General features: G+C 61.5%; 12 protein-coding genes and 1 pseudogene. 10 read left to right on the forward strand and 3 right to left on the reverse strand.

Annotation, left to right across the window (positions count from 1 at the left end; translation table 11 throughout):
- Nucleotides 1-2: 2 nt before the first annotated feature.
- From GJU48_RS10420 to GJU48_RS10435, 4 genes and pseudogenes are all read left to right on the forward strand, one after another.
- On the forward strand, nucleotides 3-1,091 hold the full coding sequence (locus tag GJU48_RS10420) for a polyamine ABC transporter substrate-binding protein (RefSeq protein ID WP_094953821.1): 1,089 nt from the start codon (nucleotides 3-5) through the stop codon (nucleotides 1,089-1,091).
- Nucleotides 1,088-2,383, forward strand: coding sequence for an NAD(P)/FAD-dependent oxidoreductase (locus GJU48_RS10425; protein ID WP_094953820.1), 1,296 nt, complete (start codon nucleotides 1,088-1,090; stop codon nucleotides 2,381-2,383). The genes GJU48_RS10420 and GJU48_RS10425 overlap by 4 nt, the downstream gene beginning before the upstream one ends.
- Before the next feature lie 237 nt (nucleotides 2,384-2,620).
- Nucleotides 2,621-2,905 (forward strand): annotated as a pseudogene (locus GJU48_RS10430) (SDR family oxidoreductase); the annotation flags it as partial.
- A gap of 27 nt (nucleotides 2,906-2,932) precedes the next feature.
- A complete protein-coding gene (locus tag GJU48_RS10435; protein WP_094953819.1) occupies nucleotides 2,933-3,349 on the forward strand; it encodes an SRPBCC family protein in 417 nt (138 codons plus the stop codon).
- A 111-nt stretch (nucleotides 3,350-3,460) separates the two neighbouring features.
- Here GJU48_RS10435 and GJU48_RS10440 read toward each other — a convergent pair whose 3' ends face one another.
- Together GJU48_RS10440 and GJU48_RS10445 are read right to left on the reverse strand one after the other, a co-directional pair.
- Nucleotides 3,461-4,852, reverse strand: coding sequence for a sensor histidine kinase (locus GJU48_RS10440; protein WP_094952502.1), 1,392 nt, complete (start codon nucleotides 4,850-4,852; stop codon nucleotides 3,461-3,463).
- Nucleotides 4,830-5,513: a response regulator transcription factor gene (locus tag GJU48_RS10445; protein ID WP_003219726.1), complete on the reverse strand. Its 684-nt coding sequence runs from the start codon at nucleotides 5,511-5,513 to the stop codon at nucleotides 4,830-4,832. Before GJU48_RS10445 ends, GJU48_RS10440 begins: the two co-directional genes overlap by 23 nt.
- Before the next feature lie 412 nt (nucleotides 5,514-5,925).
- Between GJU48_RS10445 and GJU48_RS10450 the strand changes: the two genes are divergently transcribed.
- Nucleotides 5,926-6,831, forward strand: a complete 906-nt coding sequence (locus tag GJU48_RS10450; protein ID WP_094952503.1) for a hypothetical protein — start codon at nucleotides 5,926-5,928, stop codon at nucleotides 6,829-6,831.
- A gap of 129 nt (nucleotides 6,832-6,960) precedes the next feature.
- Here the strand turns inward: GJU48_RS10450 and GJU48_RS25150 are convergent, their stop codons facing one another.
- Complete coding sequence (locus tag GJU48_RS25150; protein WP_256671224.1) at nucleotides 6,961-7,230, reverse strand: hypothetical protein; 270 nt, start codon at nucleotides 7,228-7,230, stop codon at nucleotides 6,961-6,963.
- Nucleotides 7,231-7,296: 66 nt separating this feature from the next.
- Between GJU48_RS25150 and GJU48_RS10460 the strand changes: the two genes are divergently transcribed.
- The 5 genes from GJU48_RS10460 (at nucleotide 7,297) to GJU48_RS10480 (ending at nucleotide 13,551) form a co-directional block, all read left to right on the forward strand.
- Nucleotides 7,297-7,524: a hypothetical protein gene (locus GJU48_RS10460; protein WP_242155759.1), complete on the forward strand. Its 228-nt coding sequence runs from the start codon at nucleotides 7,297-7,299 to the stop codon at nucleotides 7,522-7,524.
- A gap of 27 nt (nucleotides 7,525-7,551) precedes the next feature.
- Nucleotides 7,552-7,890, forward strand: a complete 339-nt coding sequence (locus GJU48_RS10465) for a hypothetical protein (RefSeq protein ID WP_083358062.1) — start codon at nucleotides 7,552-7,554, stop codon at nucleotides 7,888-7,890.
- Nucleotides 7,891-7,986: 96 nt separating this feature from the next.
- Nucleotides 7,987-9,225 carry a TolC family protein gene (locus tag GJU48_RS10470; protein WP_094952504.1) on the forward strand — a complete coding sequence of 413 codons (1,239 nt, stop codon included), beginning with the start codon at nucleotides 7,987-7,989 and terminating at the stop codon, nucleotides 9,223-9,225.
- Nucleotides 9,218-10,444, forward strand: a complete 1,227-nt coding sequence (locus tag GJU48_RS10475; protein ID WP_094952505.1) for an efflux RND transporter periplasmic adaptor subunit — start codon at nucleotides 9,218-9,220, stop codon at nucleotides 10,442-10,444. Before GJU48_RS10470 ends, GJU48_RS10475 begins: the two co-directional genes overlap by 8 nt.
- Nucleotides 10,441-13,551, forward strand: a complete 3,111-nt coding sequence (locus tag GJU48_RS10480) for an efflux RND transporter permease subunit (RefSeq protein WP_094952506.1) — start codon at nucleotides 10,441-10,443, stop codon at nucleotides 13,549-13,551. Before GJU48_RS10475 ends, GJU48_RS10480 begins: the two co-directional genes overlap by 4 nt.
- The last annotated feature ends 836 nt before the right edge of the window (nucleotides 13,552-14,387 follow it).

Genomic DNA, 14,387 nt, shown 5'->3' on the forward strand with positions numbered 1-14,387 from the left:
ATATGCGTCTTGCGAAAAAGCTTCTCCCGCTGGCCCTGGTGGCGGCGTTCAGCAGTGCCGGCCAGGCCGCGCCGACGGTGAGCGTCTATAACTGGACCGACTATATCGGCGAGACCACCTTGGCTGACTTCCAGGCCAAGACCGGGATCAAGGTGATCTACGACGTGTTCGACTCCAACGAGACCCTGGAAGGCAAGCTGCTCGCAGGCCGCACCGGCTATGACGTGGTGGTGCCGTCCAACCACTTCCTGGCGCGCCAGGTGAAAGCCGGGGCGTTCCTGAAACTCGACCGCTCGCAGTTGCCCAACTTCAAGAACCTCGACCCCAAGCTGCTCAAGTTGCTGGAGAACAACGACCCGGGCAACGCGCACTCGGTGCCGTACCTGTGGGGCACCAATGGCATTGGCTATAACGTCGACAAGGTCAAACAGGTGCTGGGCGTCGACCACATCGACTCGTGGGCGGTGCTGTTCGAACCCGAGAACATTAAGAAGCTGCACGAGTGCGGCGTCGCCTTCCTCGACTCGGCAGATGAACTGTTCCCGGCGATCCTCAACTACATGGGCAAGAACCCGCGCAGCGAGAACCCTGAGGATTACAAGCAGGCCGAAGCCAAGCTGTTGACGCTGCGGCCCTACATCACCTATTTCCATTCCTCCAAGTACATTTCGGACTTGGCTAACGGCGATATCTGCGTGGCCTTCGGCTATTCAGGGGACGTATTCCAAGCGGCCAATCGCGCCAAGGAAGCCAAGAATGGCGTGAATATCGCCTACTCGATTCCTAAGGAGGGCTCCAACCTGTGGTTCGACCTGCTGGCCATTCCGGCCGACGCGAGCAACCTGAAAGAAGCCCACGCCTTTATCAACTATTTGCTCGACCCTGAGGTGATCGCCAAGGTCAGTGCGTCGGTGGGTTATGCCAACGCCAACCCCGCCGCCAAACCCTTCATGGCGCCGGAACTGGTGAATAACCCTGAGGTTTACCCCTCCCAGGAAGTGCTCGACAAACTCTATATTTCCACCACGCCGACCCCGACGACCATGCGCCTGATGACCCGCGCCTGGAGCAAAGTGAAGACCAATAAATGACTCAGTCCCAAGACCACGCCCAGTCCTACTATCGGGCTTCGGCGAATGCCATGCCCGAGCGTCCAGCGCTGGGCGCTGACCTCAGCGCCGATGTGTGTGTGATCGGCGGTGGTTTCACCGGCGTCAACACGGCCATTGAGCTGGCCCAGCGCGGGCTCTCGGTGATTCTGCTGGAGGCCCGGCGCATCGGCTGGGGCGCCAGCGGGCGCAACGGCGGGCAGTTGATTCGCGGCATCGGCCACGACGTGTCGGGGTTTGCCAAGTATGTAGGCGAGGAGGGCGTGCGTTACCTGGAGCGGTCCGGGATTGATTCGGTGGCGCTGGTGGGCGAGCGCATTCGTCAGCACAGCATTGACTGCGATTTACGTTGGGGCTTTTGCGAGCTGGCCAATACCCCGGCGCAATTCGCCGCGTTCAAGGGGGAACAGCAGAGCCTGGCGGCGCTTGGGTATGCGCATGAAACGCGGCTGGTCGAACCGCAGGACATGCAGCAAGTGGTCGGCTCGACGGCCTATGCCGGTGGCCTGGTGGACATGGGCTCCGGGCACCTGCACCCGCTGAACCTGGTACTCGGCGAGGCCCAGTTGGCCGAGTCGCTCGGGGTGCGGATTTTCGAGCACACCCAGGTCCTCGAACTGATCCACGGCGACACCGTGCAAGTACGCTGCGCCGCAGGCACGGTGCGTGCCGCTAAGTTAGTGCTGGCCTGCAATGCACACCTGGAAGAGTTGGAGCCACGCTTGAGCGGCAAAGTACTGCCAGCGGGCAGCTACATCATCGCCACCGAGCCTTTATCAAAGGACGTCGCCAAGCAACTGATCCCGCAGAACCTGGCGCTGTGCGACCAGAAAGTCGGGTTGGATTACTACCGGCTTTCCGCTGACCGCCGCCTGCTGTTCGGCGGTGCCTGCCATTACTCCGGGCGTGACCCGGCGGACATCGCCGCCTATATGCAACCGAAGCTGCTCAAGGTGTTCCCGCAGTTGGCAGGTACCGCCATCGAGTTCCAGTGGGGCGGCAAGATCGGCATTACCGCCAATCGTTTTCCCCAAGTTGGGCGGCTCGAGCAATACCCGAATGTCTTCTATGCCCAAGGCTATTCCGGGCATGGGCTGAACGTGACGCACTGGTGCGCAAAGCTTTTGGCCGAAGCCATTCATGCCGGTCATAGCCAAGGCCTGGATACCTTCAGCCAGGTGCCGCACATGACGTTTCCGGGCGGCAAGGCCTTGCGTTCACCGCTGCTGGCGCTGGGGATGTTGTGGTTCCGGCTGCGGGAGCTGGTTAGCTGAGGCGCCGCGATCCAAATGTAAGAGTGGGCTTGCTCGCGCAAGCGGAGTGTCAGTTGGCTTATTCGGTACTGGTTGGTGGGTACTGGGGTGACGGTGAATGCAATTCTGCCGGGGTCGACCTTTTTCGATGGCCTGGAACAGATGCTTAAAGGCGCCACAGCAGTAGGCGCCGCGATCCAAATGTAAGAGTGGGCTTGCTCGCGCAAGCGGAGTGTCAGTTGGCTTATTCGGTACTGGTTGGTGGGTACTGGGGTGACGGTGAATGCAATTCTGCCGGGGTCGACCTTTTTCGATGGCCTGGAACAGATGCTTAAAGGCGCCACAGCCCAGTCTGGGCGCAGCGCGCGGGAAGAGGCAGGCGTGTTTGTGCGTCATGCGCGGCCCACCTCGATCATCCAGCGCGCGGCGAATGTGGATGAAGTGGCGAACCTGGTGGCGTACATTGCTTCACCCCTGTCTTCTGCAACCACAGGTGCCGCGTTACGGGTCGACGGTGGTGTTGTCGACAGCATGGCGATCTGATTTTTTTACTTTGTTGGAGTATTTATTGTGGCAACAGCTTCTTCTGTTATTGAAGTACCGGTTTCGGCCGATCAGGTTTGGCAGTTGGTCGGTGGCTTTAACGCGCTGCCGGATTGGCTGCCGTTGATCGTCAAGAGCGAGGCGCGCGACGGCGGGCGTGTGCGTCATTTGGAAACTGCAGATGGCGGCGTCGTGGTTGAGCGTTTGCAGAGCTTCGATAACGTGGCGCGCACTTATACCTACACCATTGAGCAGTCGCCGTTTCCGGTGAGTGCCTACCTGGCGACGTTGCAGGTTGAGGCGTTGACGGAGGCGTCGGCGAAAGTGACCTGGTCCGGCGTGTTTACCCCGGCGGTGGGGACTACGGACGTGGCGGTGGAGGAGTTGTTTACCGGCGTGTACAGCGGTGGGCTTGAGGCGCTGCGGGCTAACTTCCCGGCCTGATTTAAGAGGCGCTGCAGCTCCCACAGAAAGCAGAGCACTGCGGTCACCCGTCAAAGCTTAGCGCAACACAAAAAGTTGCGTAGGTACCCACATTATTTTGTGGTGTTTGGGCTATTCGGGCATCAGCTGCTGCCGACACTCCAGCACCAACCGCGCACCACCACTCTGGCTGCTGCCGACCTCCAGCTTGAACCCGTGCAAGTTGATGATCGCCGCCACAATCGACAATCCCAACCCGAACCCGCCTTGCTGGTCGTTTTCGTCCACGCGATAGAACCGCTGGAACACCGCGTCGCGTTCCGCTGCCGGGATGCCCGGGCCGGAGTCGTGCACTTCGATGCGCGTGCTTCCCGCCTCATTCACGCCGCGCAGGATCACTTCACCGCCCGGTGGCGAGAACTTGATCGAGTTGCTCAACAGGTTGGCCAGGGCTTCGAACAACAATGCGCGGTCGCCGGTGATCCAGGGCAGCGACTCGGGCACGTCGAGGCGCAACTGCAATTCGCCTTCTTCGGCCAGGGGCAGGTAAAAGTCATGCAGCTCGCGCAGCAACGGCAGCGGGTCCATCACCAAAAAGCCTGAGCGGCGCTGGTGGTCTTCCAATTCCGAGATGCGCAACAGCCCGCGAAAGCGCGCCATCAGGGTGTCGGTTTCGGCAATCGCATCGTCGAGTTTTACCGCGTAGCCCGAGTCTTGCTCTGCCTCTTGCCTGATGCGGTAGAGCTGCGCGCGCAAACGCGTCAGCGGCGTGCGCAGGTCGTGGGCGATGTTGTCGCACACACCCTTGACCTCGTTCATCAGCTTCTCGATGCGGTCGAGCATGGCGTTGACGATGGCCGCGAGCATGTCCAGTTCGTCACGCCGGTCGGACAGCGGCAGGCGATGCGTCAGGTCGCCGGCAACGATGGCCTCGGCGCTGGCCTGGATCCCGCGAATACGCCGCAGCGGACGGCGGCGCAACAAATGCCAACCGGCAGCGCCCGGGATAATCGTCAGGGAGAGCGCCCACAACAGTGCGTGCCAGATGATCCGGGTCACGCCAAACAGTGAACCGTTGGCACGCACCAGCACCAGCCAGCGGCCGTCATCGGTGTGGGTGGCCACGGCGTCGCAGCTGTCCTTTGGCAGTTTTGGGTCGTTGGAGGCGACACAATTAGCCAGGGCGTGGATCTTGCCGTCCAGCGGCAGGTCGGGCGGCACCGCACGAATCGGCCCGCTCAACGGGCGAAATTGCTCATCGAACAGGCCGTAGGCGTCCACGCCCTTCATGTCGAAGGTCATGCTGGTGGTCAGGGCTTCCACCAGTTCTTCACCGTCGAAGCGTTGGAACAGGTGCTGGCGCTGCATCAGCGAGTGGCGCGACAAGTCGCCCAGGTACCCCGACACCTCGTAGTACAGCACCCCCATGAGGATGCAGCTCCAGGCCACAAACAGCGAACTGTACAGCGCCAGCAAGCGGCTGCTGGAGGAACGCCAGCCCTTAGAGGGGTTCAGCAATGACATAACCGGAACCTCGTACCGTGCGGATCAGCGGCGTGAGGCCCGGCGGGTCGATTTTCTTGCGCAGACGACCGATGTGCACGTCGATCAGGTTGGTGCCCGGGTCGAAGTGATACCCCCAGACTTCCTCGAAGATCATCATCCGTGACAGGATTTGCCCGGTGTTGCGCATCAGGAACTCAAGCAGCTTGTATTCGGTGGGCAGCAGGCTCAGCGGCTGTTCGGCGCGGCTGGCTTCGCGGCTGATCAGGTTGAGTTCCAGGTCGGCCACGCGCAGGGCGGTTTCGAATTCCTTGACCGTGCTTTTGCGCCGCAGCAGCACTTCGACGCGGGCGGCCATTTCGTCGGAGGCGAACGGCTTGGTCAGGTAGTCATCGCCACCGGCGCGCAGGCCACGCACGCGCTCGTCGACGTCGGAGAGGGCGCTGATCATCAGGATCGGCGTCGACACCCCGATGGTGCGCAGGGTCGTGACGATGGCCAAGCCATCGAGTTCCGGCAACATACGGTCGAGGGTGATCAGGTCGTAATCACCACTCACAGCGCGGACCAGGCCTTCACGGCCGTTGTCCACCCAATCCACATCCAGTCCATGGCTACTCAGCTCGGCGACGATCTCGCGGGCTGTTACGGCGTCATCCTCGATAGTCAAAATACGGGTCATAGGATTACCTGGTGAGCGATTCACACTAGAAGTGGGGGCATTTTGCCAAGAAATGCCTGAACGCTTCCTAAATTAAACTTCATGTTGGCAAAACTGACACAACTTTCATGCTGGGCGCGGTCCGTTGTGGGGGCAGGGTTGCCTGCGATGGCGGTGCACCACTCACTCACTTTTTGTCTGGTAGACCGCTATCGCAGGTAAACCAGCTCCCACAGGGGGCGGGGGTTGTTGAGGGATTGCATAAAGCACGCTCTGTTCGGTCATTTCTTGCAACTTGCATGGTTCACGTGGGTTCAATTTAATTAACTATTTGAAATGTAACGAGTTTATTTTTTATGCGGACTGGCATGCTGCCTGCACTGTCCCTTTTGAGAGTTGTAACACTATTTTTCCTGCTGGGAGCAAAACAACAATGATCACATCCTCATCCACGCTGCAAGAGTCGAGCACGCACTCCGGGGTTTCCTGGGGGGCGATTTTTGCCGGTGCCGCCGCTGCGGCTGCGCTGTCGCTTATCCTGGTGCTGCTGGGCTTCGGCCTGGGTTTTTCGGCGGTGTCGCCGTGGGCCGACAGCGGCATCAGCGCCAAGGGGCTTGGCATTTCCACGATTGTTTGGCTGGCATTTACCCAGATCGTCGCGTCGGGGCTGGGCGGGTATATCGCCGGTCGTTTGCGCGTGAAGTGGGCCAATATGCATGGCGATGAGGTGTACTTTCGCGACACCGCCCATGGTTTCCTCGCGTGGGCAGTGGCCACGCTGGTGACCGCAGTGTTGGTGGTCGGTTCGGTCAGCAGCGTAGTCAGCGGCGGCGTTAAAGCCGGTGCAGGTGTCGCGGCCGGTGCTGCCAGTGGCTTGACCCAGGCTGCCGGCAGCGCAGCCAAAGGCGCCAACAGTGGCGACTTTGACTATTACGTCGACAGCCTGTTTCGTGACGACCGCCCAGCTGCCGTCAGCGATGACGCTGTGCATGGCGTAGTGGCACGCATCTTCACCCGCACCCTGAGCAACGACGGCCAACTGGCCCCTGAAGACCGTACTTACCTCGCCCAGTTGATCAGCCAGCGCACCAACCTCAGCCAGGCCGATGCTCAAGCGCGGATCGACAAGGTCTACGCCGACGCACGCAAAGCCATCGAAGACGCCAAATTGAAAGCCAAACAGGCCGCCGATACTGCTGCGAAGGTGGCGGCTTATACCTCGCTGTGGACCTTTATTGCACTGTTGATCGGTGCGTTCTTCGCCAGCTTCGCTGCAACCTTCGGCGGCCGTCGCCGGGATGCCGTGGTGTACGTCGAAACTGAAAACTACGTTCGTTAATTAAGGAGAACAACATGCGCTCATTACTGCTTTGGTTCCTCGGCGTACCTATCCCGGTCATCATCCTGATCGCGATCTTCATGCACTAAACCTGAGCCTGGCTCGGTCCCTTGTGGGAGCGGCGCAGTGTCAGCCGGATGATTGCAGGGTGAGCGGCCAGCAAGCCGGGTTGCATTGTGTGTTGTGGCTGCTGGCCGGTGTCGAGGAAAGCGAATTCTGCACTCGCGCCGTGATCACCACCATCGGCAGCACAATTGCCAGCCAATCACCCGGCAGCAGGGCCGTAGCCCCCGCGAGCATCAGGCTACCCAGCACGTTCAGGCCGATTGCGGCGCTGATCAAAGCGTCGGGTTCGAAACGCAGCACCAGGCGCCGGAACATGATCGCGATCTTCTTCATGCACTAAACCTGAGCCTGGCTCGGTCCCTTGTGGGAGCGGCGCAGTGTCAGCCGGATGATTGCAGGGTGAGCGGCCAGCAAGCCGGGTTGCATTGTGTGTTGTGGCTGCTGGCCGGTGTCGAGGAAAGCGAATTCTGCACTCGCGCCGCCGTTGGGCTGACGCTACAGCCGCTGGGCAAGGTTTGTGTGGGTGTGAGCCTGCTGCCTACAGTGATCATCGGCTATACCGCGCTGACCCTGGCGCAGATCCGTTATCACGGCCGAGTGCTCGCGCAATTATTAATAGCGGCTTAACGCGCGCTTGGCTAGACTCGCGCCTCTATGAGCCGCCTTCTGCGTTTAATCCTGGTCATGCTGTTAAGCCTCACGCTTCCCCTGACTGGGATGGCGGGTGTGCCGTCGAGCAGCGAGCCTTGCCCGATGAAGATGTCGGACATGCAGATGATGACCGACATGGCCCCGGACTGCTGCCAGGACGGCGCCGACCATGGCAAGGCCTGCAAACCCGGCCAGGAATGCAAGACCGGCAGCCTGCTGCAACTGTCCATGCCGGTGCTCAAGGCCCCGCTGACCCTGGCCCATCCGCTGGTTGCCGGTCTCTCCTCTGATTTCATCCCCGACCGCACGCCGTCCGGCGTCTGGCGCCCACCCCGTTCCTGATTCCTGTCGCACCTGAAGACTCATCCCGTATTCGGGATGGCCTTGCTGTGGGCCGCGTAAAGCGGAACGCAGTCGAACAGATCAGGAATCTTCACCATGAATTCCCTCTACTTGCGCGCTCTGGTGGTGGGCGTGCTGACATGGCCCGCGCAGGCCTCAGCGCTGACCCTGGATGACGCCTTACGCCTGGCGCAAAACAACGCACCTTCGTTGACCGCTGAGACGGCCAAGCTGCACGCGGCTACCCAAGCCGCCATCCCGGCCGGCGAACTGCCCGACCCGAAATTGGTGGTGGGCCTGCAGAATTTCCCCGTCGGCGGGCCCAATCGCGGCACGTTGTATGGCGATGACATGACCGAGCAGATGATCGGCATCCAGCAACAGGTGCCCAGCCGAGACAAACGCAAGGCCCGTATTGAGTTTGCCGATGCGACGGTAGAACGGGCGGCGGCTGAGGGCCGCATCGAACGCCTTAACGTGCGTCAAGCCACCGCCCAGGCGTGGATTCGCGCGTTCGCAGTGGAGCGCAAAGAGGCGTTGTTCAAAGACTTCTACCAACAGAATCGCCTGTTGCAAGACAGCGTGAGGGCGCAGTTGGCCGGTGGCCGTGGGCAGGCCGCTGATACGGTTATTCCCAAGCAGGAAGCCGCAGAACTGGCCGAACGCGAAGATGAATTGACCCAACAACGGGCCCAGGCTCGCGCCGCCCTCAAACGCTGGATCGGCCCGGCCGCTAATGAAGCGCCCAGCGGCCAGTTGCCCAACTGGACCTTCGACAGCCACGGTTTGAGCCACAACCTGCATCAACATCCCGAGTTGCAAGCCTTCGTGCCGCGTACCCGCGAAGCGCAAGCGCGTTTGCAGGACGCCAAGGCGCAGAAGACTTCGGATTGGAGTTGGGAAGTGGACTACCAACACCGCGGCCGCGAATACGGCGATATGGTCAGCCTGCAATTGAGCTTCGACCTACCGATTTTTCCCGGCCGTCGGCAAACCCCGGGCATTGCCGCCAAACAGGCTGAGCTGGACCAACTCGACGCTGAACGCGAAGCCGCCACCCGTGAACATACCCAGCTGCTCGATGACGATTTGGCGGTTTACCAACGCCTGGACCGTGCCGTGCAACGCGGCCAGGACAGCCTGGTGCCGCTGGCGCAAGAGAAGGTAGCCCTGAGCCTCGCCAGTTATCGCGCGGGTAAGGGCGACTTGATGAGTGTGGTCAGCGCCCGCCGCGAGCTGGTCGAAGCCCGCTTCAAACAGCTGGAAGCCATCGAACAGCGCGCCTTGATCGGCGCCCAGCTGTACTTCGCCTATTGGGAGCCCACCCATGAATAATCGAATCGCGGCAGTGCTGTTGTCTCTTGGCCTGGGCGCGGGCTACGGGCTGGCGCAGTTGCAGCCGGGCGCGCCTGAACCGGCCAAAAACGACAAGCAGGCCCTGTACTGGTACGACCCGATGTTCCCGCAACAGAAATTCGACAAGCCCGGCAAGTCGCCTTTCATGGACATGCAGTTGGTGCCGCGTTACGCCGAGGGTGCCTCTGCTGACACGCCCAGTGTGCAGATCGACCCACGCCAGACGCAGAACATCGGCGTACGCCTGGCGACGGTCAGCCGTGGCGTGATGACGTCCACCCTGGACCTGTCCGGCATCCTCGCCTTCAACGAGCGCGATGTCGCCGTGGTGCAAGCGCGGGTCGGCGGGTTTGTCGAACGGGTCTACGCGCGGGCGCCGGGGGATGTGCTCAAGGCCGGCGCGCCGTTGGCGGACATTCTGGTGCCGGAATGGGCCGCAGCCCAGGAAGAATTCCTCGCCCTGCGTCATACCGCTGACAGTGGTTTATTGGCGGCTGCCCGCCAACGCCTGCGCTTGAGTGGCATGCCTACCGGGCTGATCACCCAGATGGAACGCAGCGGCCAGGTGCAGTCGGTGTTGACCGTCACCACGCCGTTGGGCGGCGCGCTGCAAACCCTGGACGTGCGCGAAGGCATGACCGTAGCGGCGGGGCAGACCCTGGCACGGGTCAATGGCTTGGATCAGGTGTGGTTGCAGGTCGCTGTGCCCCAGGCTCAAGGCGCGGCGTTGGCCGTGGGGCAACGCGTGGCGGCGCAGTTTGTCGGGTTGCCGGGCAAAACGGTCAACGCCAGCGTCAGCGCGATCCTGCCGGCCAACGCCATCGACAGCCGCACCGTGCAGGTTCGCGTCGAACTGCCCAATGCCGACGGCAGTTTGCGCCCCGGCATGACCGCCCAGGTGCGCCTGGCACAAACCAGCGGGCAAGCGGTGTTGCAGGTGCCCAGCGAAGCGTTGATCCGCACCGGCAAGCGCGTGTTGGTGATGCTGGCCGAGGAAGGCGGGCACTTTCGACCGCTGGAAGTCGAGGTGGGCGCCGAGAACCAGGACCAGACCGTGATCCGCAGCGGCTTGCAGGAAGGCCAGCAGGTGGTCGCGTCCGGTCAATTTTTGCTGGACTCTGAAGCAAGTTTGCGCGGATTAGTATCGCCAGCGTCCGGCACTTTTGAAATGAGCATGCAGCCCGGAGCTCAGCCATGATCGCCTTGCTGATTCGTTGGTCGGTGGCCAACCGTTTTCTGGTACTGCTCGCCACGCTGTTCATCACTGCGTGGGGCGTCTGGGCCGTGCAAAACACGCCGGTCGATGCCTTGCCGGACCTCTCGGATGTGCAGGTGATCATCCGCACGCCGTACCCGGGCCAGGCGCCGCAGATTGTCGAAAACCAGGTCACCTACCCAATGACCACCACCATGCTTTCGGTGCCGGGGGCGAAGACCGTGCGCGGTTTTTCGTTCTTTGGCGACAGCTATGTTTACGTGCTGTTTGACGAAGGCACCGACCTGTATTGGGCGCGTTCGCGGGTGCTGGAATACCTCAGCCAGTTGCAGGCGCGGCTGCCGGCGTCGGCTAAACCGGCGCTGGGGCCGGACGCCACCGGGGTTGGCTGGATTTATCAATACGCGCTGGTGGATCGCACGGGGCGGCACGACCTGGCGCAGTTACGCGCGCTGCAGGACTGGTTTCTCAAGTTCGAACTCAAGACCCTGCCGAATGTGGCGGAAGTCGCGACCATCGGCGGCCAGGTCAAGCAGTACCAGGTGCAGCTTGACCCGCTGGCCCTTGCCAGTCGTGGCATCACCCAGGCGCAAGTGGCGGACGCCATCGGCAAGGCCAACCAGGAAACTGGCGGTTCGGTACTGAATATGGGCGAGTCCGAGTACATGCTGCGCGCGTCCGGTTACTTGAAAACGCTCAACGATTTCCGCGCTATTCCACTGCGCCTCGACAGCAACAATGTGCCGGTCACCCTCGGCGATGTAGCAACGATTCAACTCGGCCCGGACTTGCGCCGGGGCATCAGTGAACTCGACGGCGAAGGTGAGGCGGTCGGCGGTGTGGTGATCCTGCGCAGCGGCAAAAATGCCCGTGAAGCCATCGCTGCAGTCAAAACCAAGCTGGAGCAACTGAAAAGCAGCCTGCCGCCCGGCGTGGAAATCGTCGCCACCTACGACCGCAGCAAACTGATCGACCGCGCGGTGGACAACCTCAGCCACAAGCTGCTGGAGGAGTTCCTGGTGGTGGCGCTGGTGTGCGGGATTTTCCTCTGGCATCTGCGCTCATCGCTGGTGGCGATCATCTCGCTGCCGGTGGGCGTGTTGATGGCGTTTATTGTCATGCGCTACCAAGGGATCAACGCCAACATCATGTCGCTGGGCGGCATCGCGATTGCCATCGGCGCGATGGTGGATGCGGCCGTGGTGATGATCGAAAATGCCCACAAGAAAATCGAAGCCTGGCACTACGCCAATCCAGGGCGAGATTTAAAGGGCGACGCGCATTGGAAGGTGGTGACCGATGCAGCAGTGGAAGTCGGGCCGGCGCTGTTTTTCTGCCTGTTGATCATCACCCTGTCGTTTATCCCGGTGTTCACCTTGCAAGCGCAGGAGGGCCGGCTGTTCGGCCCGCTGGCGTATACCAAAACCTACGCCATGGCGGCGGCGGCCGGGTTGTCGGTGACCCTAGTCCCGGTCTTGATGGGCTATTGGATTCGCGGGCGTATCCCTGACGAGCAACGCAACCCGCTCAATCGCGGCCTGATCAGGCTCTATCAACCGGCCCTCGACGCGGTGCTACGTTGGCCACGCGCGACCTTGCTGGTGTCGCTGTTGATGGTCGCCAGCGTGCTGTGGCCGTTGTCGAAACTGGGCGGTGAGTTCCTGCCACCGCTGGATGAAGGCGACGTGCTCTACATGCCTTCGGCGCTACCGGGGCTGTCGACGCAAACCGCGGGTGAACTGCTACAGCGCACGGATCGCCTGATCAAAAGTGTGCCGGAAGTCGCCCATGTGTTCGGCAAGGCCGGTCGCGCCGAAACCGCTACCGACCCGGCGCCACTGGAGATGTTCGAGACCACGATCGAATTCAAGCCCCGGGACCAATGGCGCGCGGGTATGACCCCGGACAAACTGGTCAAAGAGTTGGACCGCACGGTGCAGGTGCCGGGCCTGACCAACATCTGGATTCCACCGATCCGCAACCGCATCGACATGCTCGCCACTGGGGTGAAAAGCCCGATTGGCGTGAAAGTCGCAGGCTTAAGCCTGATGCAGATCGACGCGGTGACCCAGGCCGTGGAGAAGGTCGCCAAGGGGGTGCCCGGCGTGAGTTCGGCGTTGGCTGAAAGGCTGACCGGCGGGCGCTATATCGACGTGGACATCGACCGTGCAGCCGCAGCACAGTACGGGCTGAACATTGCCGATGTGCAGTCGATTGTGTCGGGAGCGATTGGCGGCGAAACCATTGGCGAGACCGTTGAAGGCCTGGCGCGTTTCCCCATCAGCCTGCGCTACCCGAAGGCTTGGCGCGACTCGGTAACTGCTTTGGAAAACCTGCCGATCTATACACCGCAAGGCAGCCAGATCACCCTCGGCACGGTGGCCAGGCTCAGGGTCAGTGACGGCCCGCCAATGCTCAAGAGTGAAAACGCACGGCCTTCGGGCTGGGTCTACATCGACGTGCGCGACCGCGACTTGGCGTCGGTGGTCAAAGACCTGCGTGAAGCAATCAACCAGCAGGTGCAACTGCAACCGGGCATGAGCCTCAGTTATTCGGGGCAGTTCGAGTTCCTGGAACGCGCCAATGAACGCCTGAAGCTGGTAGTGCCGGCGACGTTGTTGATCATCTTTGTCTTGCTGTACCTGACCTTCCGCCGTGTGGACGAGGCATTGCTGATCATCGCCACGCTGCCCTTTGCGCTGACGGGAGGCGTGTGGTTGCTGTACTGGCTGGGTTTCAACTTATCGGTGGCCACGGGCGTGGGCTTTATCGCGTTGGCGGGTGTGTCGGCGGAGTTCGGCGTGATCATGCTGCTGTACCTGAAAAACGCCTGGGCGGCGCGCAAGGACGGCGACCTTTTGGCCGCCATCACCGAAGGCGCAGTACTGCGCGTGCGCCCCAAAGCCATGACCGTGGCCGTGATCATCGCCGGCTTGCTCCCGATTTTGCTGGGCGGCGGCACCGGCAGCGAAGTCATGAGCCGCATCGCCGCGCCGATGATCGGCGGCATGCTCACCGCGCCGTTGCTATCACTCTTCGTAATCCCAGCCGCCTACAAACTGCTACGCCGCCCCAAAACCAGGCACTGAGCAAACTGTAGGAACTGGCTTTATGTGGGAGCGGGCTTGCGGAGCGGAGTGAAATAGTACTGATCCGCTATCGCAGCATAGGATCTACCAACTTTTTGTGTTGCTTTAGCCTGTGAGGGGTTAGGTAGATTGAGTACATATCCGTTGCTGCGGTAACGGCTTCGTAGGTTCCGCCCTTACGGCGGGTCACTTTTGGAAAAGAGCCCCAAAAGTAACCAAAAGGGCTCTTGCCCCACCACTCGGTGCCTCGCTAGGCTCGGCATGCCCTCACTCCGGCTTGAATCCGTGGGCCGCCGCCATGGGCCATCCTTGGCCCATCGCGGCTAACCCGGCGTCCTGCCGGGTTACCCACGGATTCAAGCCTGCGTTCGGCCATCGTGGTTAACGGGGCGCCTCAGATCAAATCAAAGCAAGAGCACGGCGGCCTAGTAGCCGACCTGAGTGGTAGAAGCAAAAGCAGGGCAACAGCACAGCAACATCCTATCTAGCTGATGTAATGAGATCCCAATGTGGGAGCGGCGGTGCGACGACTCGACTTGCTCGCGAAGGCGGTGGGTCAGTTACACATGAGCTGACGACCGCCATCGCAGGCAAGCCAGCTCCCACATTTGATTGAGTTTCACTTCCAAGATCAGGTCGGCTGTCAGGCCGCCTCGGCTTGCTTTTGATTTGCTTCAACCACTCAGGTCGGCTACTAGGCCGCCGTGCTCTTGCTTTTGATCTTGATCTTAGGCGCCCCGTTAAACCACGCTGGCCGAACGCAGGCTTTGGAGCGGGGGTAAACCGGCAGGACGCCGGTTTAGCCGCGACGGGGCAGGGACGGCCCGTCGCGGCGG

Origin of the sequence: Pseudomonas sp. IB20, from assembly GCF_009707325.1 — a bacterium.
Classification (GTDB): domain Bacteria; phylum Pseudomonadota; class Gammaproteobacteria; order Pseudomonadales; family Pseudomonadaceae; genus Aquipseudomonas.